General features: G+C 59.0%; 15 protein-coding genes, 2 tRNA genes and 1 other RNA gene. 8 read left to right on the top strand and 10 right to left on the bottom strand.

The window, feature by feature from the left end; translation table 11 throughout:
• Positions 1 to 9 precede the first annotated feature (9 nt).
• The 4 genes from purU to ACOYA6_RS08865 all read left to right on the top strand — a co-directional run bounded on the left by purU (position 10) and on the right by ACOYA6_RS08865 (position 1,389).
• Complete coding sequence (gene purU, locus ACOYA6_RS08850) at positions 10 to 852, top strand: formyltetrahydrofolate deformylase (protein WP_039030691.1); 843 nt, start codon at positions 10 to 12, stop codon at positions 850 to 852.
• A 156-nt stretch (positions 853 to 1,008) separates the two neighbouring features.
• Positions 1,009 to 1,093 (top strand) — tRNA-Tyr (locus tag ACOYA6_RS08855).
• A 35-nt stretch (positions 1,094 to 1,128) separates the two neighbouring features.
• Positions 1,129 to 1,213: transfer RNA gene (locus ACOYA6_RS08860), tRNA-Tyr, on the top strand.
• Between the two features lie 45 nt (positions 1,214 to 1,258).
• A non-coding RNA gene (locus ACOYA6_RS08865) (RtT sRNA) lies at positions 1,259 to 1,389 on the top strand.
• A gap of 156 nt (positions 1,390 to 1,545) precedes the next feature.
• On the opposite strand, the gene ACOYA6_RS08870 is transcribed toward ACOYA6_RS08865, so the two are convergent.
• On the bottom strand, positions 1,546 to 1,989 hold the full coding sequence (locus ACOYA6_RS08870) for an Lrp/AsnC family transcriptional regulator (RefSeq protein ID WP_039030692.1): 444 nt from the start codon (positions 1,987 to 1,989) through the stop codon (positions 1,546 to 1,548).
• 107 nt (positions 1,990 to 2,096) lie between these two features.
• On the opposite strand from ACOYA6_RS08870, the gene ACOYA6_RS08875 reads away from it, so the two are divergent.
• A complete protein-coding gene (locus tag ACOYA6_RS08875) occupies positions 2,097 to 2,993 on the top strand; it encodes a DMT family transporter (RefSeq protein WP_422654547.1) in 897 nt (298 codons plus the stop codon).
• Here the strand turns inward: ACOYA6_RS08875 and narI are convergent.
• Genes narI through ACOYA6_RS08895 form a run of 4 tightly spaced genes read right to left on the bottom strand, consistent with a single transcriptional unit; the run spans position 2,990 to position 9,649 of the window.
• Positions 2,990 to 3,667, bottom strand: a complete 678-nt coding sequence (gene narI / locus ACOYA6_RS08880; RefSeq protein ID WP_039030694.1) for a respiratory nitrate reductase subunit gamma — start codon at positions 3,665 to 3,667, stop codon at positions 2,990 to 2,992. The genes ACOYA6_RS08875 and narI overlap by 4 nt on opposite strands.
• Positions 3,667 to 4,377: a nitrate reductase molybdenum cofactor assembly chaperone gene (gene narJ / locus ACOYA6_RS08885; protein ID WP_039030695.1), complete on the bottom strand. Its 711-nt coding sequence runs from the start codon at positions 4,375 to 4,377 to the stop codon at positions 3,667 to 3,669. The genes narI and narJ overlap by 1 nt, the downstream gene beginning before the upstream one ends.
• The gene (gene narH / locus ACOYA6_RS08890; RefSeq protein ID WP_039030696.1) at positions 4,374 to 5,909 is read right to left on the bottom strand and encodes a nitrate reductase subunit beta; all 1,536 of its coding nucleotides are present in this window, start codon (positions 5,907 to 5,909) and stop codon (positions 4,374 to 4,376) included. Before narH ends, narJ begins: the two co-directional genes overlap by 4 nt.
• The gene (locus ACOYA6_RS08895) at positions 5,906 to 9,649 is read right to left on the bottom strand and encodes a nitrate reductase subunit alpha (protein WP_422654548.1); all 3,744 of its coding nucleotides are present in this window, start codon (positions 9,647 to 9,649) and stop codon (positions 5,906 to 5,908) included. The genes narH and ACOYA6_RS08895 overlap by 4 nt, the downstream gene beginning before the upstream one ends.
• 348 nt (positions 9,650 to 9,997) lie before the next feature.
• On the opposite strand from ACOYA6_RS08895, the gene ACOYA6_RS08900 reads away from it, so the two are divergent.
• Complete coding sequence (locus ACOYA6_RS08900) at positions 9,998 to 12,328, top strand: patatin-like phospholipase family protein (RefSeq protein WP_422654549.1); 2,331 nt, start codon at positions 9,998 to 10,000, stop codon at positions 12,326 to 12,328.
• Between the two features lie 46 nt (positions 12,329 to 12,374).
• Here the strand turns inward: ACOYA6_RS08900 and ACOYA6_RS08905 are convergent, their stop codons facing one another.
• On the bottom strand, positions 12,375 to 13,769 hold the full coding sequence (locus ACOYA6_RS08905) for a NarK family nitrate/nitrite MFS transporter (protein WP_422654550.1): 1,395 nt from the start codon (positions 13,767 to 13,769) through the stop codon (positions 12,375 to 12,377).
• 309 nt (positions 13,770 to 14,078) lie between these two features.
• Between ACOYA6_RS08905 and narX the strand changes: the two genes are divergently transcribed.
• The gene (gene narX, locus ACOYA6_RS08910) at positions 14,079 to 15,875 is read left to right on the top strand and encodes a nitrate/nitrite two-component system sensor histidine kinase NarX (protein WP_139565342.1); all 1,797 of its coding nucleotides are present in this window, start codon (positions 14,079 to 14,081) and stop codon (positions 15,873 to 15,875) included.
• Complete coding sequence (gene narL, locus ACOYA6_RS08915) at positions 15,868 to 16,518, top strand: two-component system response regulator NarL (protein WP_039030700.1); 651 nt, start codon at positions 15,868 to 15,870, stop codon at positions 16,516 to 16,518. Before narX ends, narL begins: the two co-directional genes overlap by 8 nt.
• A 2-nt stretch (positions 16,519 to 16,520) precedes the next feature.
• Here narL and ACOYA6_RS08920 read toward each other — a convergent pair whose 3' ends face one another.
• From ACOYA6_RS08920 to ACOYA6_RS08935, 4 genes are all read right to left on the bottom strand, one after another.
• Positions 16,521 to 17,924 (bottom strand): YchO/YchP family invasin, encoded by a 1,404-nt coding sequence (locus ACOYA6_RS08920; RefSeq protein WP_422654551.1) that lies wholly within the window; start codon positions 17,922 to 17,924, stop codon positions 16,521 to 16,523.
• Between the two features lie 278 nt (positions 17,925 to 18,202).
• The gene (locus ACOYA6_RS08925) at positions 18,203 to 20,713 is read right to left on the bottom strand and encodes a nitrate reductase (RefSeq protein WP_422654552.1); all 2,511 of its coding nucleotides are present in this window, start codon (positions 20,711 to 20,713) and stop codon (positions 18,203 to 18,205) included.
• Positions 20,710 to 24,690: a nitrite reductase large subunit NirB gene (gene nirB, locus ACOYA6_RS08930; RefSeq protein WP_422654553.1), complete on the bottom strand. Its 3,981-nt coding sequence runs from the start codon at positions 24,688 to 24,690 to the stop codon at positions 20,710 to 20,712. Before nirB ends, ACOYA6_RS08925 begins: the two co-directional genes overlap by 4 nt.
• An 11-nt stretch (positions 24,691 to 24,701) precedes the next feature.
• Positions 24,702 to 25,490 (bottom strand): ABC transporter ATP-binding protein, encoded by a 789-nt coding sequence (locus ACOYA6_RS08935; RefSeq protein WP_103179937.1) that lies wholly within the window; start codon positions 25,488 to 25,490, stop codon positions 24,702 to 24,704.
• Positions 25,491 to 25,496 lie beyond the last annotated feature (6 nt).

Genomic DNA, 25,496 nt, shown 5'->3' on the forward strand with positions numbered 1-25,496 from the left:
TTTCCGGCAATGCAATCAACACAACGCAAAGTGCTGCGCACCATTTGTCCCGACCAGAAAGGGCTGATCGCCCGTATCACCAATATTTGCTACAAGCATGAACTGAATATCGTGCAGAACAACGAGTTTGTTGATCACCGTACCGGCCGCTTCTTTATGCGTACCGAGCTGGAAGGGATTTTCAATGACGCGACGCTGCTTGCCGATCTGGACGGCGCCCTGCCGGAAGGCTCGGTACGTGAACTGACTCCTGCCGGTCGTCGCCGCGTGGTTATCCTGGTCACCAAAGAGGCGCATTGCCTGGGCGACCTGCTGATGAAAGCCAACTATGGCGGGCTGGACGTGGAGATCGCTGCGGTCATTGGCAACCACGAGACGCTGCGTACTCTGGTTGAGCGTTTTGATATTCCGTTTGAGCTGGTCAGCCATGAAGGCCATACCCGCGAAGAGCATGACAATTTAATGGCTCAGGCCATTGAAGCGCATGATCCGGACTACGTGGTGCTGGCGAAATACATGCGCGTTCTGACGCCGTCATTTGTTGCCCGTTTCCCGAACAAGATTATCAATATTCACCACTCGTTCCTGCCGGCGTTTATTGGCGCGCGTCCTTATCACCAGGCGTACGAGCGCGGCGTGAAGATCATCGGCGCAACGGCCCACTACGTGAATGACAATCTGGATGAAGGTCCAATCATTATGCAGGACGTGATTCATGTCGATCACACCTACACGGCGGAAGATATGATGCGTGCCGGCCGCGACGTCGAAAAAAATGTATTAAGCCGCGCGCTGTATCAGGTGCTGGCTCAGCGTGTCTTCGTGTACGGTAACAGAACGATTATTCTTTAATCCTTTATAAAATGAATTGATTAGCTTTGCGTCTTTATGCGTAAAAATCAGGCAAACGATTCAATTTAGCAAAGGAAGTCTTTACAGAGGCGCGTCATTTGATATGATGCGCCCCGCTTCCCACAAGGAAGCAGGCCAGTAAAAGCATTACCCCGTGGTGGGGTTCCCGAGCGGCCAAAGGGAGCAGACTGTAAATCTGCCGTCATCGACTTCGAAGGTTCGAATCCTTCCCCCACCACCATCTCTCAGCTTTACCTCAAAATTTGAATTACCCCTGGTGGGGTTCCCGAGCGGCCAAAGGGAGCAGACTGTAAATCTGCCGTCATCGACTTCGAAGGTTCGAATCCTTCCCCCACCACCATCTCTCCTGAATCGCTCAAAACCGCATATTTGCACCATGTTCTATATTCTTCCGATGCAGGGAAGGATGAGAAGCTTCGACTAAGGTTCGATTCGAGCGCAGCGAGAAAGCGTTGCCGCAGGCAACGACCCGAAGGGCGAGGCGCAACGCGCCGAGTAATCCTTCCCCCACCACCATCACTTCCTTCATCATAAAAACAAAACCTTCATTATTATCCAACTCCCGCGCACCTGTATTCCCCGGTGGCGCTGCGCTTACCGGGGCTACAAAACGACAACACCGCACCGTATCCGTAGGCCGGGTAAGGCGCAGCCGCCACCCGGCAAAAAACACTACACCGGCGGCAACCGGCGCGTTACCGGTGAACTTTTCACTATCGACGTGTTGCACTGCGCGTGTTCTGCCAGCCCATCCAGCAACGTATCCAGCTGTTCAATCGAACGCACCACCAGCCTGATAACAAAGCAGTCTTCGCCGGTCACTTTGTCGCTCTCTATACATTCGGGCATCTGCTGGATGTATTTATCCACCTTATGCAATAACCCCGGCAACGGCCGCACGCGGACAAGCGCCTGCAGCGTATACCCCAGCGCAGCCAGGTTTACCCGGGCACCGTACCCCTGAACAATCCCCCGCTCCTCCAGCCTTTTTAAACGCTCCGCCGTACTGGGTGACGTGAGTCCAACCCGGGCGCTCAACACCTTCAGCGACATACGCGCGTCTTCTACCAGACAGCGCAGAATATGGCGGTCGATCTCATCAATAACGTAATCCATAGCATCCACCTAATTTATAAAAGCAAATCCTGACTATTACCTTACTTCAGCACTGTAAAACCGGACACGATTTTTGAACAATAAAGGCATTAATCAGGAGGTGTGTGATGAGTGACATTCGAAAAGGCGTCTGGCAAATGAGCCTGGCAATGCTGATATCCGGCTCCATCGGCGCGTTTGTATTGCTTTCCGGTTTACCGGTGACCGAAGTAGTGTTCTGGCGCTGCCTGATCGGTGCCGTTGCGCTGTTTCTCTTTATCCGTTTCAGTAAACACCCTTTCAGCCCCTTAACTAAAGTCACTCTGGGGCTGGCCGTGCTCGGCGGCGTTGCGCTGGTCATTAACTGGCTGCTGCTGTTTGCCGCCTTCGACCGCATCTCAATCGGGCTTTCAACGGTGGTTTATAATACCCAGCCCTTTATGCTGGTGCTGATGGGCATGGTGATGGGTGAACGGGTGAGCCTGGTGAAATGGGGCTGGCTGTTCCTCGCCTTTGGCGGCGTGGTGATACTGCTCTCCAGCGAACTGACCGGCGGGCATAACGCACAATGGCTCACGGGGATCGCCCTCGCGCTGGGCGCAGCCTTTTTCTATGCCCTGACCGCCATCATCACGCGCAAATTGAAGACCATCGCGCCGCAGCATATCGCCTTTATTCAGGTTTTAACCGGGGTGGTGATGCTCCTGCCGCTGGCAACTATGCCAACTTTCTCCGGCGATTTTCCTTGGGCGATTTTACTCACGCTGGGGATTGTGCACACGGGGGTGATGTATCAACTGCTCTACAGCGCCATTCAGAAACTCCCTACGCCCATTATCGGCTCGCTGTCGTTTATCTATCCGGTTGTGGCATTGATTGTCGATAACCTGGTGTTTGGTCACGCGCTGAATCTCACCCAACTGGCCGGTGGGGCGCTGATCCTGTTTGCTGCGGCGGGGAATAATCTCGGCTGGGGCGAAAAAAAACCCCGCGAGTGCGGGGTTCAGATTAAAACGGCTGATTAGCGACGGGCACGCACAATCTGATATCTGCGCGTCAGGTACTCTACCGGCGCGCTCCAGATATGCACCAGACGGGAGAACGGGAACAGCAGGAACAGGGTCATGCCCAGCACCAGATGGACGCGGAAGACAAACGCCACGCCGTCCAGATGTTCAGATGCCCCGCCGTGGAAGGTCACCACCGACTGCGCCCAACCCACCAGCTTCAGCATTTCGCTGCCGTCCATGTGCTGCGCAGAGAACGGAATGGTCAGCAGACCCAACGCACACTGCACCATCAGCAGGGAGAGGATCAGGATATCTGCCCCGGTGGTGGTGGCGCGAACGCGTGGGCTGAACAGACGACGCTTCAGCAGCAGCAGGCCGCCGACCAGGGTCATCACGCCGCAGGCGCCCCCGGCAATCATCGCCATCTTCTGCTTCACGTCCATCGGCAGGAAGGATTCATACATCCAGTGCGGGGTCAGCATTCCGAGGAAGTGACCGGCAAAGATGCCCAGAATACCGATATGGAACAGGTTCGACGCCAGGTTCATCCCTTTGCGATCCAGCATCTGGCTGGACGCGGCGCGCCAGGTGTACTGACCGTAGTCATAACGCAGCCAGCTACCAATCAGAAATACCGAACCCGCAATATACGGATAGATATCGAAGAAGAACATATTCAGGAAATGCATTATTGCTGTCCTCCGTTAGAGATATTCAAATATTGCGGGGCAACGGCACCGGCAAAACGACGCTGGTGAGCGGCGATCTCCGACTCACCGCAGCTCTGGTCAGCAAAGAACTTCACCTGCTCCTCTTCCCAGACCGCATCCAGCGCCTGTGGGGTATCATCGCGCGCTTCATCGGCGATTTTTTCCGCCACTTTTTCACTGTCGACCGATGCGTTTGCCAGTTTCACCAGCAGATCGAACAGCACCGCGTAGCGGCTTTCACGCTGTTGCAGACGCGCGCTCAGTAACGCCAGAATCGGAGCGATATCCTGCAGGCCGCCCAGCGCCTCTGCTTTCGGCAGCTGCGCCAGATACTCCAGGTACAGCGGCAGGTGATCCGGCAGCTCGCGGCTGTCGAGATGCAGGCCGTGCTGCTCGTACTGCGACATCAAATCGACCATCGCCTGACCCCGGTCTCGGGATTCACCGTGAACGTGCTCGAACAGCAGCAGCGAAGTGGCGCGGCCGCGGTCGAACAGCTGACTGTAGTCAGACTGCACGTCCAGCAGATCCCGGGAGAGCAGATCGCGGAGGAAAACGCCCAGGGTCTGGGCATCCTCTTTGTCCAGGTTTTCCGATGACGCGAGTGCATCAAAGAGTTCCTGTTGATGCTGCGCCAGGGCAGCATCCGGGTACTCGAGCAGACGCGAAACAATGACGAGTTCAATCATTGGTGCGGCTCCGTTTTGCTGGTCACATCCATCGCGTCGATGCGACGGCTGTTGAACAGGTTGAATTTGTTGTCTGAACCGTGGCAACCGTCGCCGAAGGTAAAGCCACACCCGCTTTTTTCCGGGAAGGCTTCACGGGCCAGCTCACGGTGGCTGCTGGGTACCACGAAACGATCTTCGTAGTTGGCAATCGCCAGATAGCGGTACATCTCCTGAGCCTGAGCTTCGCTTAAGCCCACCTCTTCCAGCGCGCGGGTGTCGATGACGCCGTCAACGGTTTCCGCACGTTTGAAGTGGCGCATCGCCAGCATACGTTTCAGCGCCAGCAGTACCGGCTGGGTGTCACCCGCGGTGAGCAGGTTCGCCAGATACTGAACCGGGATACGCAGGCTTTCGACATCCGGCAGAATGCCGTTGCTGCCCAGCTCGCCCGCGTCAGCCGCAGACTGAATCGGAGACAGAGGCGGCACATACCAGACCATCGGCAGCGTGCGGTATTCCGGATGCAGCGGCAGGGCCAGCTTCCAGTCCATCGCCATTTTGTACACCGGCGACTGCTGCGCAGCGTCAATCACGCTCTGCGGAATGCCGTCTTTCAGCGCCTGGGCGATCACTTTTGGATCGTTCGGATCGAGGAACACGTCCAGCTGTCGCTGGTACAGATCTTTCTCGTTCTCGGTGCTCGCCGCGTTTTCAATGGCATCTGCGTCATAGAGCAGCACGCCGAGGTAACGGATACGGCCTACGCAGCTTTCAGAGCAGACGGTTGGCATCCCGGCTTCGATACGCGGATAGCAGAAGATGCACTTCTCGGACTTGCCGCTCTTCCAGTTGAAGTAGATTTTTTTGTACGGGCAGCCGGTGATGCACATACGCCAGCCGCGGCATTTGTCCTGGTCGATCAGCACGATACCGTCTTCTTCACGCTTGTAGATGGCACCGCTCGGGCAGGTGGCGACACAGGCCGGGTTGAGGCAGTGTTCGCACAGGCGCGGCAGATACATCATGAAGGTGTTTTCGAACTGGCCGTACATCGCCTTCTGCATGTTTTCGAAGTTCTGGTCTTTGGCGCGTTTTTCGAACTCGCCGCCCAGAATTTCTTCCCAGTTGGGCCCGCTGGTGATCTTGTCCATGCGCTGACCGGTGATCAGCGAGCGTGGACGGGCGATCGGCTGGTGTTTACCTTCCGGGGCGTTGTGCAGGTTCTGGTAATCGAAGTCAAACGGCTCGTAGTAGTCATCGATGCCCGGCAGGTGCGGGTTAGCGAAGATCTTACCCAGCAGCAGCGCTTTGTTACCCATGCGCGGCACCAGCTTGCCGTTGATTTTACGGATCCAGCCGCCCTTCCATTTCTCCTGGTTTTCCCAGTCGGTCGGGAAGCCGGTGCCCGGCTTGCTTTCCACGTTGTTGAACCAGGCGTACTCCATACCTTCGCGGCTGGTCCAGACGTTTTTACAGGTGACTGAGCAGGTATGACAGCCGATGCATTTATCCAGATTCAGCACCATGCCGACTTGTGAACGAATTTTCATTTTACGCTCTCCTGTACCTGGTCATTACCTTCGCCATCTAACCAGTTAATGTTCTTCATCTTACGTACCACCACGAACTCATCGCGGTTCGATCCTACGGTGCCGTAGTAGTTAAAGCCGTAGGCCAGCTGCGCATAGCCGCCGATCATATGGGTCGGTTTCGGCGTAATACGGGTCACGGAGTTATGAATACCGCCGCGCTGTTCGGTTATCTCGGAACCCGGCAGGTTCACGATACGTTCCTGGGCGTGGTACATCATGGTCATCCCGGCCGGTACACGCTGGCTCACCACCGCACGGGCGGTCAGGGCGCCGTTGCTGTTGAACACTTCGATCCAGTCGTTATCTTCAATGCCCAGATCTTTGGCATCCGCTTCACTCATCCAGACAATCGGGCCGCCGCGCGACAGCGTCAGCATCAGCAGGTTGTCGCTGTAGGTGGAGTGGATACCCCACTTCTGGTGCGGCGTCAGGAAGTTCAGCGCCTTCTCCGGGTTGCCGTTGGATTTCGCACCCATTACGGCTTTCACGGAGCGGGTATCAATCGGCGGACGGTAGACCAGCAGGCTCTCACCGAAGTCACGCATCCACTGATGATCCTGATACAGGGACTGACGGCCGGACAGGGTACGCCATGGGATCAGCTCGTGAACGTTGGTGTAACCGGCGTTATAAGAGACGTGCTCATCTTCCAGACCAGACCAGGTCGGGCTGGAGATAATTTTGCGCGGCTGAGCCTGAATATCGCGGAAGCGGATCTTCTCGTCTTCTTTGTTCAGCGCCAGATGGGTATGGTCGCGACCGGTAAACTCGCTCAGCGCCGCCCAGGCTTTCACCGACACCTGACCGTTGGTTTCCGGGGCCAGGGTGAGGATCATCTCTGCTGCATCAATCGCCGTGTTCAGCATTGGCTGGCCTTTGGCCGGGCCGTCCGCTTTGGTGTAATTGAGCTTACGCAGCAGATCCATTTCGCTCTGGGTATTCCAGGCAATGCCCTTGCCGCCGTTACCGATTTTCTCCATCAGCGGGCCGATAGAGGTAAAGCGCTCGTACGTCGCCGGGTAATCACGTTCCACCGGAATAATGTGCGGTGCAGTGACGCCCGGGATCAGGTCGCACTCGCCTTTTTTCCAGTCCTTCACGTCCAGCGGCTGCGCCAGTTCGGCGGCAGAGTCGTGCTGGATTGGCAGGGTGACCACGTCGGTCTCTTTGCCCAGATGCCCTACGCACACTTCGGAGAATTTCTTCGCGATATCTTTGTAGATATCCCAGTCGCTTTTGGATTCCCATGCAGGGTCAACGGCAGCAGACAGCGGATGAATAAACGGATGCATATCCGAGGTATTCATGTCGTCTTTTTCATACCAGGTAGCGGTTGGCAGCACGATATCGGAGTACAGGCAGGTGCTGGACAGACGGAAGTCCAGGGTCACCACCAGATCCAGCTTGCCGTCGAGACCGTTGTCTTTCCACTCCACCTCTTCAGGCTTCACGCCGCCCTGCTTGCCGAGATCTTTCCCCTGGATACCATTTTCAGTACCGAGCAGGTATTTCAGCATGTACTCGTGACCTTTACCGGACGAGCCCAGCAGGTTGGAGCGCCAGATGAACAGGTTACGCGGATGGTTTTTACCGTTTTCCGGCTGCTCAGCGGCGAAACGGATAGAGCCCTCTTTCAGGGACTTGACGGTGTAGTCCGCTGGCGTCATGCCGGCTTTCTTCGCTTCCTCTGCAATGCGCAGCGGGTTGGTCCCCAGCTGTGGCGCAGACGGCAGCCAGCCCATGCGCTCTGCGCGCACGTTGAAGTCGATTAAGTGGCCGCTGTAGCGGGATTTGTCCGCCATCGGCGACAGCAGCTCCTGCGCGGTAACCGTTTCGTAGCGCCACTGGCTGGAGTGGTTATAGAAGTAAGAGGTGCTGTTCATGTGACGCGCCGGACGCTGCCAGTCAAGGGCAAACGCCAGCGGCTGCCAGCCGGTCTGCGGACGCAGTTTTTCCTGGCCCACGTAGTGTGCCCAGCCGCCGCCGCTCTGACCGACGCAGCCGCAGAAGATCAGCATGTTGATCAGCCCGCGATAGTTCATATCGAGGTGATACCAGTGGTTCAGGCCGGCACCGACGATGATCATTGAACGACCATGAGTCTTATCGGCGTTATCAGCAAACTCACGCGCGGTACGGACGATCTGCGCCCGCGGTACGCCGGTGATCTGCTCGGCCCAGGCCGGGGTGTAGGCTTTTACGTCGTCATAGCTGGTAGCGCAGTTTTCGTCGCCAAGACCGCGCTCCAGACCGTAGTTGGCCATGGTCAGGTCATAGACGGTGGTGACTAACGCGGTAGAGCCGTCGGCCAGCTGCAGGCGTTTCACCGGCAGTTTGTGCATCAGGACGTTTTGCAGCTCAACCTTGTTGAAGTGTTCAGATCCTTCGCCGCCAAAGTACGGGAAGCCGACATCGGCGATCTCGTCCTGGCTGCCCAGCATGCTGAGGCGCAGTTCGGTCTCTTCACCGGTCGTGCCGTTACGCTGCTCGAGGTTCCATTTGCCCTTCTCACCCCAGCGGAAACCGATGGAGCCGTTAGGGGCAATCATGTCGCCATTGCTGGTGCAGGCAACGGTTTTCCACTCCGGGTTATTTTCCTGGCCCAGCGCATCCACCAGGTCGGCGGCACGCAGCATACGGCCTGCGGCGTAGTAACCGTCGCGCTCTTCCAGCATCACCAGCATTGGCATGTCGGTGTACTTGCGTACGTAGTCGGTGAAGTACTGGCTTGGTTTGTCGAGGTGGAACTCACGCAGCATGACGTGGCCCATCGCCAGCGCCATCGCGGCATCGGTACCCTGTTTAGGGGCCAGCCACAGGTCGCACAGCTTGGCGATTTCGGCGTAGTCCGGGGTAACGGCGACGGTTTTGGTACCTTTGTAACGCACTTCGGTAAAGAAGTGGGCGTCCGGGGTACGGGTCTGCGGAACGTTGGAGCCCCAGGCAATGATGTAGCTGGAGTTGTACCAGTCTGCGGATTCCGGCACGTCGGTCTGCTCACCCCAGGTCTGCGGGGAGGCAGGCGGCAGGTCGCAGTACCAGTCATAGAAGCTCAGGCAGGTACCGCCGATAAGCGACAGATAGCGCGCGCCAGAGGCGTAGGAGACCATCGACATCGCCGGGATCGGCGAGAAGCCCGCCACACGGTCCGGGCCGTAGGTTTTAACGGTATAGACGTTGGAGGCGGCAATCAGTTCGTTCACTTCCTGCCAGGAGGAGCGCACAAAGCCACCGCGTCCGCGAGCCTGTTTGAAGCTCTTCGCTTTGTCGGCGTCTTCGATAATAGAGGCCCAGGCCAGCACCGGATCGCTGTGCTGCGCTTTCGCTTCACGCCACATCTTCATCAGGCGTTTACGCATCAGCGGGTATTTCAGGCGGTTAGCGCTGTACAGATACCAGGAGTAGCTGGCGCCACGTGGGCAGCCACGCGGTTCGTGGTTTGGCATATCCGGGCGGGTGCGTGGGTAGTCGGTCTGCTGCATTTCCCAGGTCACCAGACCATTTTTGACGAAAATCTTCCAGCTGCAGGAGCCGGTGCAGTTTACGCCGTGGGTAGAACGCACCACTTTGTCATGTTGCCAACGCTGACGGTAACCGTCTTCCCAGTCCCGGTTAGTCTCCAGAACCTGGCCGTGCCCATCGGCAAAAGTTTCACCCTTCTGTTTGAAGTAGCGAAACCGGTCCAAAAATTTGCTCATCGGGTATCTCCTGTGTGGAGCCTGTGGCTCTCTAAATCGACATTGCTGATTTGCTGCGAAGGTAACGCTCTGAAAGATGGCGGGAATTGATAACGATCAAGGGGGATGGGTGTGGGAAGGCTGGATAGAACCGGGATTACCACCATTTAGGTAGTAAAGATAAAATTTTAAACTTCTGTTTTAAAAGAAAATTTACATAATCACATCATTACACTCCGATGACTCAGGGCGTATTAGTTATTAAGTGGTAGGCGTTGTTGGGGTGTTTAAGAACAGTGCATGAGTCTCATTTTTTATTTCTGATCTACAGTCAGATTATCTTCCTGCCGCTGGGTCTGAGGCAAAAACATGAACACTTTTAAATGTAGAAAATGGCCCTTATTACCCTGCAAAAGTGAAAACGATGCGGTTAATATCCGCCGAACATCCGTTGACCTCCCGCTGGATTTAAAGAAACAGCCGCTCTACGCTTTAGCCCTTTCTGGCGGCGGTATCAGAAGTGCAACCTTTTCTCTTGGTCTGGTTCGGGCAATGGCAACAAATCGGGTCTTCAAACGCTTTGATTATATGTCGACCGTATCGGGTGGCGGTTATCTCGGGGGCATGGTGGGCAAGCTCTACAGTCCTGCGAATAACGCAAACGCTGTAGAAGCAGGACTCAGCTCTAAAAACAGCGTCTTACTGTGGTGGATACGCAATAATGGTCGATATCTCACCCCGGCAGGAGCCAGAGATACCTTGATGGCATTGACCCAGATGCTTCGCGCCTTTTTCTTCAACTTTCTGTTAATGACCTGGATGGCAACCCTGGTATGTGCCCCTGCGCTCTGGACAGGTGGAATAGTACAGCCAGAACAGTTTGGCTTTTTCGAATGCGTCCTTTCCGTGGTTATTCTCTGGACGGGTACGATCTACTGGTTTACTGGATTCAACAAAGGGATCTGGGCGCTGATCGCACTTTCTTTATTGTTTCTCCTGTACTGGATATATCGCGAGGGATGGTTATCGCCATTCTCGATTTATGCGTGGTTTTCCGTCCAACTGGCATATGAGCCTTACGCAAAACACATTCTTGCAGGAGCCGGGATATACTCTCTTATCCTCCTGATTCATTGCCTGTGCGTTGACCAGTCCAGACAGAGGAATTTGCTGACGCGATATTTACTTTGTACCTCGCTCTTCGCTATAGGTACCGGTATTTTTTATGGACTCGGTCGAATCGGGGAAGTTTTTTCAAATAAATGCGCTGTCATTGTCATTATCACCACCTTGGTTGCCGGCAAGCTGATAACGATCCTGTTAAACAAAATAGAGCGCGCCAGGAAAACACTTAAGAAAGCGAAACATAATCCCCACACGTTAGGATTTGCCAACCTGGCGGGGCTAGTCGTTGCGGCTATGCTGCTTATCGCTGGCACCATCGGGTTAAGCTGGCTGCAAAATAACCTGGCTCACGATGACAAAAACTGGTCGGGTTATCTGGGCGCTATCGCCTGGCTCGTGGTCATCGCGCTGACCCCTCTCAAGGTAATACCTTCATTATTGAATTTAAGTTCAATGCACAACTTCTATCGCGCACGTCTTGAACGCGCCTGGTTATCTGTCGGCAATACCTCAGCCACTACCAAAAAAGAGCCTCGTTTCCCCCTCAATATTCTTGATCCTTACGATCGCGTTAGTGCAGCACAAATCAATCAAGTTACTGATGTAATGAAAAGCGATGAGACGCAACTTAAAGACTATCAACCCTGGATCAATGGCGGCCCAATTCATCTGATCACGTGCTGTATCAACCAGACCATTGATGACCGTACGGGAATGTATAACGCGGACAGAAAGGGACTTGCGTTAACGCTGGGTCCGCTGGGTGTGGAAACCGGCACGCAGTTACCGCTGATAAATAACCTGGGTGAAATGGGTAAAGAATCGCTCGCTCAGTGGATTGCTATATCCGGCGCCGCTTTCAGTACAGGGCTGGGATCGCGCACTGCACCAGGTATTTCCTTTCTCAGCTTTCTTTTTGGCGTCAGGACGGGATTCTGGCATTCCAACCCTTTACCCCATAAGACCCCCTTCAGTTTATTAAATATTGCCGGGGGCGCGGGTTATATAACGGGAGAAATGTTTGCCCGTTTCCCTGATTTAAAGAGCAAACAACTTTACCTTACTGACGGCGGCCATTTTGAGAATACCGGTGTGTACCCACTGCTAAAACGCGAAATTCCTCTTATTGTGGTAGCTGACTGCGGAGCCGATCCTGAGTTCATCTTTGACGATCTCGAAAACCTGGTTCGTAAAGCCCATATCGATTACGCCGCTGCAATAAATTTTTATGATTTCCGTTATCGCTACGATCGCCGCAAACGCAAATTCACCAGTATGAAAAGAGTGCGTGAGAGCGACGAATCGCCGCCTTATCTGTTGGCACGAATTACCTACAGGTCTGGAATGATTGGGACATTGCTGGTCGTTAAACCACATAAAATTGGCGGTTTATCACTGGATACGCTGGCATACGGTGAGCGCGAAGTTGAATTTCCTCAGCAGACCACGCTTGATCAATTTTTTGATGAATCGCAATGGGAAGCCTATCACCAGCTAGGTTTGCAGATGGGAGAACATATTACCGCTCGACTGTTACGCCATTTAATGGCTTTTACGCAGCGTTTTAAACCCTGAAAAAAAAGCGCGGCCTCAGGCCGCGCAAACGGATAATCAAACTTACTTACTTTTTATTAGAATTCCGTCCGTATACCAGCCAGGTGACAAACACGCAGGCGATATAGAAAACAAGGAACACTTTCATGGCGCCTGCCGGTGAGCCGGTCAGGTCCAGAGAGATACCAAAGGCTTTCGGGATAAAGAACCCGCCAATGGCGCCGATTGCTGAGATAAAGCCCAGCGCGGCTGCGGTATCGGTGGCCGCTTCACGCATTGCCTGCTCCTCAGAGCCGCCCTGCGCTTTAACGCGATCCATCGTCAGTTTACGGAAGATCACCGAAATCATCTGGAAGGTTGAGGCGCTACCCAGCCCGGCGGTCAGGAACAGAACCATAAACACCGCAAAGAAGGCACCGAAGTTGCCGCCCGCACCGTTAACCGGCAGGGTCATGAACAGCAGCGCACAGAAGAGAGCCATCACCACAAAGTTCACCAGCGTGACGCGGGTGCCACCCAGACGGTCGGAGATCATCCCGCCGGTAGAACGTGCCAGCGCGCCAATGAACGGACCGAAGAAGGCGTAGTGCAGGATCTGCACATCCGGGAACTGGGTTTTCGACAGCATTGCGAACCCGGCGGAGAAGCCGATGAACGAGCCGAACGTGGCCAGATAGAGCAGCGCCATGATCCACAGATGGGCACGCTTAAGCACCGGCAGCTGTTCGCTCAGGGAGGCTTTCGAGGCCGCCAGATCGTTCATGCCAAACCAGGCCGCCAGGGTGAAGACCACCAGGAACGGCACCCAGATCCACGCGGCGTTCTGCAGGAACAGGTACGAACCGTCGGCCTGCTCAACGCCTGCGCCACCAAAGGCGGCAAAGATACCGACTGAAATCGCCAGCGGTGCGATCAGCTGCATAACGCTGACGCCCATGTTGCCCAGGCCGCCGTTGATCCCCAGCGCCCCGCCCTGCTTCTGTTTAGGGAAGAAGAAGCTGATGTTCGCCATGCTGGAGGCAAAGTTCGCTCCCGCAAAGCCGCACAGCAGAGAAATAATCACGAAGGTGCTGAATGGCGTAGAGGTATCCTGTACCGCAAAGCCCAGCCACACGCATGGGATGATCATGATCCCGGTACTGAACGCGGTCCAGCGGCGGCCACCGAAAAGCGGCACCATAAAGGCGTAAGGCACGCGCAGCAGCGCGCCGGAGAGCGCAGGCAGTGCGGTTAACATAAACAGCTGGTCGGTGGTAAACGTGAAGCCCACTTTCGGCAGGTTGACGGCGACGGCGCTGAACAACATCCAGACGCAGAACGCCAGCAGCAGGCAGGGAACGGAAATCCACAGATTACGACTTGCTACACGTTGGCCCCGCTGTTGCCAGAACGCTGGATCTTCCGGACGCCACTCGGTAATGACTGCGCCAGAATCCCTTTCGGGGGTAGTTGAGTGACTCATAGACACCTCTGATTCTTAAAAGATGCTACAAAGATCAGGGTTTTAAGCTGGCGGGAAGTTGATATAAATCAATGGGAAGGTGAGCAAATTTCTGGCCCGAAATTCGCCATCCTCCAAAGTGAGTAGCGTTTTTCGCTAAAAAAGGTGTGGTTTTTCACGGCGCTGCTACCCCCGATGCCCCCTCTCCTCCCATTCACCCCTTCAATGGCAATTAGTAGGTAATCCTTTTGGGGTATGGGTATACTCCAGGGGTTGCCTGAGAATAGAGCCCTTGCCGAGTCCAGGCATTGTCAGGAGCCAGACTGCCCTATGTTTAAACGCTGTTTTTCACCCTTAACGCTGGTTAACCAGCTGGTGCTGATTGTCATGCTGTCTACCGCCATCGGGGTGACAGGGATGGCGATCTCCGGCTGGCTGGTGCAGGGCGTACAGGGCAGCGCGCACGCCATTAATAAGGCCGGTTCGCTGCGCATGCAGAGCTACCGCCTGCTGGCGGCAATCCCGCTGGAAGACAAAGATCGGGCATTACTCGACGAAATGGAAGCCACGGCGTTCAGCCCTGAGCTGGAGCTCGCTGCGCGTCGGGATAATCAGCAGGCCCAGCTGAAGGCCCTGCAGACCTACTGGCATACCCAGCTGGCGCCCGGGCTGCGTCAGGCGCGTAACCCGGATGCGGTAGCCGCAGACGTATCGGGTTTTGTCAGCCGTCTGGATAATCTGGTCTCGGCGTTCGATCACAGCACCGAACTGCGTATTGAGCGGGTGGTGCTGATGCAGCAGCTGATGGCGGTCTTCATGGGCCTGCTGCTGGTGTTCACCATCCTCTGGCTGCGCGCCCGGCTGCTGCACCCCTGGCGGCAGCTGCTGGCGATGGCCCGCGCCGTGACCCAGCGTGATTTTACCCAGCGCGCGCATATCAACGGGCGCAACGAAATGGCGATGCTCGGCGAGGCGCTGAACACCATGTCCGGCGAGCTGGCGGAGAGCTATGCGGTGCTGGAGCAGCGGGTTCGCGAAAAAACCGCCGGGCTGGAGCAGAAAAACGAGATCCTCTCCTTCCTCTGGCAGGCCAACCGCCGCCTGCACTCCCAGGTGCCGCTGTGCGAACGTCTTTCGCCGGTGCTCAACGGGTTGCAGAACCTGACCCTGCTGCACGACATCGAATTACGCGTCTATGACCTGGAAGACGAAGAGAACCATCAGGAATTTACCTGTCAGTCCGATGCCAGCTGCGATGAAATTGGCTGTCGCCTCTGCCCGCGCGGCCTGCCGCCGCTGACCACCAGCGGCACCACCCTGAAGTGGCGCCTGGCGGACAACCTGACGCAGTACGGTATTTTACTGGCGACGCTCCCCGCCGGACGCCATCTCAGCCACGATCAGCAGCAGCTGGTCGATACGCTGGTAGAGCAGCTGACCGCGACCCTGGCCCTCGACCGTCATCAGGAAAAACAGCAGCAGCTGATTGTGATGGAAGAGCGCGCCACCATCGCCCGGGAGCTGCACGACTCTATCGCCCAGTCGCTCTCCTGCATGAAGATGCAGGTCAGCTGTCTGCAGATGCAGGACACGGACCTGCCGGAGAGCAGCAAACAGCTGCTGAGCCAGATCCGCAACGAGCTGAACACCTCCTGGGTGCAGCTGCGTGAACTGCTGACCACCTTCCGCCTGCAGCTGACGGAGCCCGGGCTGCGTCCGGCGCTGGAAGCCAGCTGCCAGGAGTTCAGCGCCCGCCTCGGCTTTACCGTCTCGCTGGATTACCAGCTGCCGCCACGTTTTGTGCCGTCGCACCAGGCCATTCATCTGCTGCAGATCGCCCGGGAAGCGTTGAGCAACGCGCTGAAACATTCCGGGGCGACGGCGGTCTCGCTCACCGTGAGCCAGCATGACAACCAGGTCAGACTGGTGGTCCGTGACAACGGCTGCGGGCTCCCGGAGAACGCCGAAAGAAGTAACCATTATGGTCTGATTATTATGCGTGACCGCGCACAAAGCCTGCGTGGTGATTGTCAGGTCCGCCCCGGCGAATCTGGCGGAACTGACGTCATCGTCACCTTTATTCCCGAAAAGCCTCTTTTCACTGCTCAAGGAGAACATCATGTCTAATCAGGAGCCCGCTACAATCCTGCTGATCGACGACCATCCGATGCTGCGCACCGGTGTTAAACAACTTATCAGCATGGCGTCGGATATTACCGTCGTGGGCGAAGCCAGCAACGGGGAACAAGGTATTGAACTGGCCGAGGCCCTCGATCCTGATTTAATCCTCCTCGACCTGAACATGCCCGGCATGAACGGCCTCGAAACCCTGGATAAGCTGCGGGAAAAATCCCTCTCCGGACGCGTGGTGGTCTTCAGCGTCTCGAACCATGAAGAGGACGTGGTCACCGCCCTGAAACGCGGCGCCGACGGCTATCTGCTGAAGGATATGGAGCCGGAAGAGCTGCTGAAATCGCTGCAACAGGCGGCGGCTGGCGACATGGTGCTGAGCGAAGCCTTAACCCCGGTGCTGGCTGCCAGCCTGCGCGCCAACCGCGCCACTTCCGATCGTGACGTCAGCCAGCTGACCCCGCGCGAGCGCGATATCCTGAAGCTGATTGCCCAGGGGCTGCCGAACAAGATGATTGCCCGCCGTCTGGACATCACCGAAAGTACGGTCAAAGTGCATGTGAAACATATGCTGAAGAAGATGAAGCTGAAGTCTCGCGTGGAAGCGGCGGTGTGGGTGCATCAGGAACGCATTTTCTGAGTTTACTCGTCCGGCAGCAGCGTCCAGCGCGGATCGTCCTCTGGCAGAGCCAGGAGCGGCTGCGTCAGCATAAGCGTGATCTCATTGGACGAGACACGCTGCCCCGCCTCATCTTCCACCACCACCGACAGCCGCCAGCGGTTGCTCGCCCCTTCACTGCTGTCCCACGCCGGCAGGATAATGCTCCAGCCCTCGGTATCACTGGCTTTCGCCGGTGAGGTCAGGCTCAGGGCCTGAACATCCCCCTGCCAGTGCAGCGAGCGCACCCCGTGACGGCTGCGAATGTCCAGCTTCAGCATCACCGTTTCACCCGGCTTAAGATCCCAGGGCGGCGTTGCCAGCCAGACGGATAGGGTTTTGCGCTGGCGGAACTCCAGCACCGGCAGATTCTGGCGCTCGGGCGGATCGTAGCGGCTGCCGCGCAGGGAGCGGCTTTCGGCCACTTCGCCGGCGGAGAGTTGTTTTTTAAGCGGCACCCCGAAGCGGTAGTTGAGCTTCAGGCCGAGGTTGTTCTGGCTAACCCCGCTCTCCCCCTGCTTATGCCCGGCGGAAAAGGTCACCAGCGGCACCGGGGTATAATCCAGACCAAGGTTTACCGCCAGCGGGTTGTGGTATCCGGTGCCGGTCTGGAACAGATCCACGCTGTCGCCAAAATATTGCTCAAAGCTGACGCTGGTGTTGAGGTGATGCCAGAACGGCAGCCAGGCTTTGGCGGTGACATCATATCCGCGCGCCATGCGCTGCTCCTGCACCTCTGAGCTGTCACGCCAGCTGGCAAACGGCTGATAGTAGTTAGCCGACAGGCGCAGGTATTCCCCCCAGGCTTCGGCGCCCAGCCCGGCGCGCTGGAGATTTTCATCAAGCAGATTGTCGTAAAAGGTGTTGTAACCGAGCAGCCATTTGCCCGCCACCCAGCGCTGGCCGATGCCCGCATTGCTGACCAGGCCGTCCTCCTGCTGGGTCAGGCCAAGCTGACTCCAGGTAAGGTAGTGGTTGTTATCCTGCCAGGGGATAAACCAGCTGCCTTTACTCCCGGTGAAGCGCCCTTCGTCGTTGACCAGCAGATCGACGCTGGCATTGCCCCACGGCGAGAGCCATGACTCAATGTGCTGGTTCACCTGCTGGCTGACGGCCTCCCGCACCTGGCCCAGGGCAAACTGCCGGGCCTGCTCCTCGGTGGTCAGGCCGTTGTCGGTCATGCTGGCTTCGCCGAACGCTTTCGCCATCTCCGCCAGATGCTTTTCGCCTTCTCCCGTCAGGGTCGCCATGCCTAAGTCCGGCAGGCTGTCGCCATTGTTATCGAACGGGTTTTGCGCCTGATGGATGAAGGAATTCGGGGCACCGTGAACGGCTCCGGCATAACAGAGGAGGAGGAACAGCGAACGAATGCGGGGAGATACAACCATCACCGTCGTGAAAGGTAGCCTGTGTTGTCGGAAACAGAGTTAATACCTTAACGTGATTGAGGAAAAATGACAGCCCAAAGGGAAATTTCAGGAATATCCTGAAGTCTTGTTGCCGGGTGGCGCTGCGCTTACCCGACCTGGGGGGACGGTGCATGATTGTCGGGTGGCGCTGCGCTTACCTGACCTGGGGGGACGGTGCATGATTGCCGGGTGGCGCTGACGCTTACCCGGCCTACGGTCTGCCCTTGTAGGCCTGATAAGCGCAGCGCATCAGGCGTTTACACCCGCACGGAAACCATCGCTTTTAGCTCCGGCACGCAGGAGCCGCAGTTGGTGCCGCAGCGTAGCTTCGCGCCCAGCGCGGCGGCAGAGTCGCATCCCCCGGCAATCGCCTCGCGAATGGCGTTTTCACCCACGCTAAAACAGCTGCAGATAATCCGCCCCTGCTCCACGCGCTCGCCAGGGCTCTGGCCGTTCAGCAGGGCGTGCCGTTCCGCCAGCTCTACCGTCGCGGTGTGAAACGCCGCTTCGATAAAACCATGCGCCAGCGCGGGCACCTGAGTGCCCTGCCAGAAGCCGAGCATCAGAGCCCCCTGATGCCAGGCGAGCAGGCTGCTGCGCTCCCCCGTTTGCGCGATTTGCAGCTGCCAGCCCTGCCCGGTGCAGTGCGCCAGCAGCCACTCCAGCAGCGGCTTATCCCCGGCCAGCGTCAGGCGTGAGACTCCGGTCACCGCCTTGCGCCACCAGTGGACGAACATCGGCAGCGTCATCTCTTCCCGGCTCCAGAGCTCCCCCTGCCAGGCGGGCTGCCACGGCATCAGCCGCACCGCCGTCTGCTTGCTCTCCGGCTGACCGGAATGGGGATCGCAGCGCCCCTCCACCAGAGCGTTCACCTTGCCCTGGCGGGAAAAGCAGCTGTTCCAGTGCATCGGAACGAACAGTTGTCCGACGCGCTGGCCCTCGTTGATCCGCGCCCGGGCCACCATCAACCCGCGCGGGGCGCTGATCCGCGCCAGCTGTCCCTCCTGCAGCCCCAGCCGGGCGGCATCCTGCGGCGAGATATCCACCGTCGGCTCATCGCTGTGCTGCATCAGGCGCGGCACATAGCCGGTGCGGGTCATGGTGTGCCACTGATCGCGAATGCGTCCGCTGTTGAGCGTAAAGGGATAGAGCACACTCCCGGTGGCGCCGTGGGGCTGCGGGTTAACGGGGATCTGGCGTCCACGGGTAAAGGCTTCGCGGTTGACGGGCCACTGCCAGGGCGTCAGCCCGTCCCACTCCTCGCGGGTAAGCTGTGCCAGCGCCGCGAGGTTTAGCATCCGCTCGCCCTGATTTTCGAACGCCGTCAGGGCAGCGTGTTCGGAAAAAATGGCGTGGGGATGGTCCCAGGCGAACGCCGCGCCATGGCCGAGCCGCTCAGCGATGCGGGCGATGATCCACCAGTCGGGTTTTGCCTCCCCAGGTACTGGCAGAAAGGCGCGCTGGCGCGAGATACGGCGCTCGGAGTTGGTGACGGTCCCGTCTTTCTCGCCCCAGCCCAGCGCCGGGAAGCGGATATGGGCGAAGCGGCTGGTGTCGGTGTCGCGCATCACCTCCGAGACTATCACCAGTGGACAGGCGGCCAGGGCCTGACACACCGCATGGCTGTCCGGGAGCGACACCGCCGGGTTGGTGCCCATGATCCACACCGCCTTGACGTCGCCGCGGGCGATGGCCTCAAACAGCTCCACCGCCATCAGTCCCGGCGTCTGCGCCAGCCGCCCGGTTCCCCAGAAACGGGCCACGCGGCTTAAATCATCCGGGGTGAAATTCATGTGCGCCGCCAGCTGATTCGCCAGCCCGCCCACCTCGCGCCCGCCCATCGCATTGGGCTGACCGGTCAGCGAAAACGGCCCGCAGCCCTCGCGGCCGATCTTACCGCTCGCCAGGTGAACGTTGATGATGGCATTGCACTTGTCGCTGCCGCTGGCGGACTGGTTGATCCCCATGGTGTAGAGCGTCACCGCCCGCGGGGCGGCAGTAAACCAGGCGTAGAACGTCGCGACGTCGTCAGGCAGCAGGCCGCAAAATTCGGCCACCCGTTCGGTCGGCCAGTCGCTGGCACGCCCAGGATCGATGGCGTTCAGCAGGCCGACAAACAGCCCCGCATCGCTGCCGGGCGTCAGGGCCAGATGCAGGTCGGCGATATCGCAGGTAGCAGTGCGGCGCGGGTCGATCACCACCACCTTCAGCGCTGGATTAGCGGCGCGCGCCTGCACCAGCCGCTGATACAGCACCGGATGGGTCCAGGCGGCATTGGATCCCACCAGCACCACCAGATCGGTCTTTTCAATGTCCTCGTAGCTGCACGGCACCACGTCTTCACCGAAGGCCCGCTTGTAGCCCACCACCGCCGAAGACATGCAGAGCCGGGAGTTGGTGTCGATATTGGCCGCGCCGATAAAGCCCTTCATCAGCTTGTTGGCGGCGTAGTAATCCTCCGTCAGCAGCTGGCCGGAGGCATAAAAGGCCACCGCCTGCGGCCCGTACTGGTCGATAATGTCCCTCAGCCGCTCTCCGGCGCGATCCAGCGCCTGATCCCAGCTCACCGGCTGGTCGTCCACCTCCGGGTGCAGCAGGCGGCCCGTCAGGCCGGTCGTCTCCCCTAACGCCGAGCCTTTCACGCACAGGCGGCCAAAGTTGGCCGGATGGCTGTCGTCGCCGCGCACGCTCACCCCGCCGTTCTCAACGCGGGCGATCACCCCGCAGCCCACGCCGCAGTAAGGACAGGTTGTCCGGGTTTCCGTCATGAGGCCTCCGCGCGCATCACCAGTTCTTCGCTGCCCACCAGCACGCGGTTGCCATCCACCTTCACCGGCCAGGCGCGCACCGCCACTTCGCCGGTGTCGACCAGACGTCCGTCGCGCAGACGGATCCGGGTTTTATACAGCGGGGAGATCACCACCGGCTCGCCGCCGGCATCCCCAAGAATGCCGCGCGACAATACGCTGGCGCTGCCGCCCGGCTCCCTGTCTTCCAGGGCATAAATCGACTTGCCGAAGCGGAACAGCGCAATCTGCTGCGAACCCAGACGGGCGCCTATCCCGGCCTCCTCGGGGATGTCGTCCAGGTTGCAGATATCCTGCCAGCGTTTTGCTGGTGCCGGGGCGGCGTCGAGCGTGCGGAACTGCGCCAGACGGCCCGGATCCTGCAGCGTGGTCTGCCATTCGCACTGATAGGTATCTACCACCCGCTGCATCTCCAGCTCCAGCTCACCGGCAATGCCCAGGCTGTCGTCGATGATCACCTCGCGCAGATACTCCAGCCCGCCTTCCAGGTTATCCCGCCAGGTGCTGGTGCGCTGCAGGCGGTCGGCGGTGCGGATATAGAACATCAGGAAGCGGTCGACGTAGCGCAGGAGCGTGGCGTCATCGAGATCGCTGGCAAACAGATCCGCATGGCGCGGCTTCATGCCGCCGTTGCCGCAGAGATAGAGGTTCCAGCCCTTGTCGGTGGCGATCACCCCCACATCCTTGCTCTGGGCTTCGGCACACTCGCGGGTGCAGCCCGACACCGCCATCTTGATTTTGTGCGGGGCGCGCAGCCCCTTGTAGCGGTTCTCCAGCGTCACCGCCAGCCCGGTGGAGTCCTGCACCCCGTAGCGACACCAGGTAGAGCCGACGCAGGATTTCACCGTGCGCAGGGATTTACCGTAGGCGTGGCCGGTTTCAAACCCGGCATCAATCAGCTGCTGCCAGATCTCCGGCAGCTGCTCCAGCCGGGCGCCAAACAGGTCGATACGCTGCCCGCCGGTAATTTTGCTGTACAGCTGATAGCGTTTGGCGATCTGGCCGATGGCGATCAGCCCGTCGGCGGTCACCTCCCCGGCAGCCATACGCGGCACAATGGAGTAAGTCCCGTCTTTCTGGATGTTGGCGAAGTAGCGGTCGTTGGTGTCCTGCAGCGGCAGATGGGCCGGTTTCAGCAGGTATTCGTTCCAGCAGGAGGCCAGCACCGAGCCCACCAGCGGTTTGCAGATCTCACACCCGTGACCCTGACCGTAGCGGCTGATGAGTTGCTCAAAGGTGTGGATGCGATTGACGCGCACCAGGTGATAGATCTCCTGCCGGGAGTACGCGAAGTGCTCGCAGATGTCCTTTTTCACCTCCACGCCCTGGGCCGCCAGCTGGAACTCCATCACCTGTTTCACCAGCGCGCTACAGCCGCCGCAGCCGGTGGCCGCTTTGGTGCACTGCTTCACCGCCCCGATGTCGGTCGCGCCGTTGCTCACCGCCTGGCAGATATCGCCCTTGCTGACGTTATGACAGGAGCAGATCTGCGCGCTCTCCGGCAGGGCCGCCACGCCCAGCGCTTTCGGAGCGCTGCCGGCTACCGCAGGTAAGATCAGGGTTTCAGGATCGTTGGGCAGGCTGATGCCGTTAAGCATCATCTGCACCAGGGTGGCATATTCGCTGGCATCCCCCACCAGCACGCCGCCGAGCAGGGTTTTGTTATCGGCGCTGACCACGATCTTCTTGTAGATCTGCTGCGGGCCGTGGGTCCACTGGTAGCTCTGCGATCCGGCCGTGCGGCCATGGGCATCGCCAAACGAGGCCACGTCCACACCCAGCAGCTTGAGTTTGGTGCTCATGTCCGCCCCCATAAAGGCGTTCTCTTCCCCTGCCAGCGCGGCACAGGCGACGCGCGCCATCTGGTAGCCGGGAGCCACCAGGCCGAAGATTTTGTTCTCCCAGAGGGCGCATTCGCCAATGGCGAACACATCCGCATCCGAGGTGCGGCACTGGTTGTCGATAATGATGCCGCCGCGCTCGCCAAGCCCCAGACCGCATTCGCGGGCCAGCGCATCCTGCGGGCGGATCCCGGCGGAGAAGACCACCATGTCGGTGGCCAGTTCGCTGCCGTCGGCGAAGCGCAGCACCATTCCGCCGTCGGTTTCGGCGATCTCCGTTGTCGCTTTGCTGGTATGCACGCCCACGCCGAGCGCCTCGATTTTGCGTCGCAGCATGGCGGCCCCGTCGTTATCGAGCTGCACCGCCATCAGGTTGGGGGCAAACTCCACCACGTGGGTCTCCAGCCCAAGCTGTTTCAGGGCGTTGGCCGCCTCCAGCCCCAGCAGCCCGCCGCCGATCACTACCCCGGTGCGCGAATCTTTGGCGCGGGCGGCGATGTTATCCAGATCGTCGAGGGTACGGTAAACAAAGCAGCCCGGCAGGTCGCGGCCTGGCACCGGAGGCACGAACGGGTAGGACCCGGTGGCGAGCACCAGTTTGTCCCAGTGGGTCTCATGCCCGCCCGCCGTGCGGATCACCCGGGCGTCGCGATCGATAGCCACCACCTGCTGAGAGAGGCGCAGCTCAATGCCATTTTCCGCAAAGAAATCCCCGGCGACCATCGACAGCGAGTCGGCGCTGCGTCCGACAAAGTACTCCGAAAGATGGACGCGATCGTAGGCGGCATAGCGCTCTTCACCGAAGACCACGATCTGATACTGCTGATGCAGACCGCGGTTGACGCAGTCTTCAAGAAAATGGTGGCCGACCATACCGTGTCCAACCACAACCAGAGTAGGTTTTGTCATAGCGTTCTGTCCTGCAACCTGCGGCTGCGTAGTGAATCGATCGAACAGCCAGTCCGCCCGGGCGGGTTCTGACGTTGCCAGTAAATCGGTGAGGGTGGCCGCGCTGCGACACTCCCCCATCAGCAGCACGCCTGCCAGCGTGCCGTTACGAACCAGTAAGCGGCGGTAGTGACGGGTCAGCGGATCCCAGCTGGTCCACACCGCGTCATCCTGTTGCGCGCTCACCTCTCCGGCGCTGAACAGCTCAATGCCAGTGACCTTCAGGCGCATGCCGTTTTGGGTCGGAATGAACGGGGTGACGCAGTCACCGGCGAGACGGGCGGCGAGGATCTCCGCCTGGGCCAGACAGGGCGCCACCAGCCCCCACGTCTGCCCGTCGATTTCGCAGCACTCGCCGATGGCGCTGATGCCCTCAAACGCGGTGCGCATCTCGTTATCCACCAGGATCCCGCGCCCGCACGGCACACCGCTTGCCTGCGCCAGGGTGATGTTGGGCATGACGCCCGTGGCCAGCACTACCCGGGTGGCGGCCAGAGTGCGTCCGCTGCTGAGGGTGACGCTGTCGGGGGTTATCTGCGCAATACCGGCGTTAAGCTCGCAGCCGATACCGCGCGCCGAAAGCGTCTCCTCCAACAGCAGCCCGGCGTGCTGATCCAGCTGTTGCTCCATGAGCCACGGGCCGCGATGCACTAACGTGACGTTGTCACACTGGAGACGTAACGCCGCGGCCGCTTCCACGCCGAGCACGCCGCCTCCCAGAATCACCGCCGGGCCGGACGTCGCCAGAATGGCGTTCACGTCATCCAGGGTGCGGAAGGTAAAGACGTGGGGCAGATTGCTTCCGGGGATCGGCGGCACGAACGGCTGCGATCCGGTGGCGAAGACCAGTTCATCCCACCCCAGCAGGCGTTTATCGGTGCGCAACATCCGCGCCGCGCACTCCACCCCCAGCACCCGTTCGCCGCACAGCACCGTGACGCCGCGCGCCCGATACCAGGCGTCGTCATGCAGCTGCGTCGCCGCCGCCGCTTTCTCGCCCCCCAGTACCGGCGAAAGCTGGATGCGGTTATAGGCGTGCGCCCGTTCGTCACCGATGACGGTGATGTCGAAGCGCCCGGGGGCGCGGTCGGTCAACGCCTCGATCAGCCGCGTTGCCGCCAGTCCGTTTCCAATGATGACCAGGCGCATGGTGGTGCTCCTCAGGCCGCTTTCGGCTGTTTTTCGTAGAGGAAGTGGAGGATCTGCTGGCGCATATGGTGATAGCGGCTCTCTTCCGCCAGCTGCACCCGGTTACGCGGCCGCGGCAGATCGACGCGCAGGATCTCGCCCACCGTCGCCGCCGGGCCGTTGGTCATCATCAGCACCCGGTCCGAGAGCAGTACCGCCTCGTCCACGTCGTGGGTGATCAGCACGATGGTGGTGTTCAGCTCCTGCTGGATGTGCATCACCGAATCCTGCAGATGGGCGCGGGTCAGGGCGTCGAGGGCGCCGAACGGCTCATCCATCAGCAGCACTTTTGGCTTCATCGCCAGGGCGCGGGCAATGCCCACCCGCTGCTTCATGCCGCCGGAGATCTCCCCCGGGCGCTTGTGGATGGCGTGCCCCATCTGCACCCGCTCGAGGTTATGTTCGATCCACTCCCGGCGTTCCGCTTTGCTCATGCTGCGGCGGAACACCTGATCCACCGCCAGCGCCACGTTGTCGAAGCAGGTCAGCCACGGCAGCAAGGAGTGGTTCTGAAACACCACCGCCCGCTCCGGCCCCGGCCCGGCGATCTCGCGGTTATCGCAGAGAAGCCCGCCTTCGGTTGGCAACGTGATGCCCGCGATCAGGTTAAGCAGCGTGGATTTGCCGCAGCCGGAGTGACCAATCAGGCTGATGGTCTCCCCTTCGTGAATATCAAAAGAGACGTTCTGCAGTGCCAGAAACTCGCCGCTGGCGGTGGAAAAACGCTGGCTGACGGCCTGGACCTGAATTAATGGTTTCATGTGCGC

Source organism: Leclercia barmai, assembly GCF_049312895.1.
In the GTDB taxonomy this organism is placed as follows: domain Bacteria; phylum Pseudomonadota; class Gammaproteobacteria; order Enterobacterales; family Enterobacteriaceae; genus Enterobacter; species Enterobacter barmai.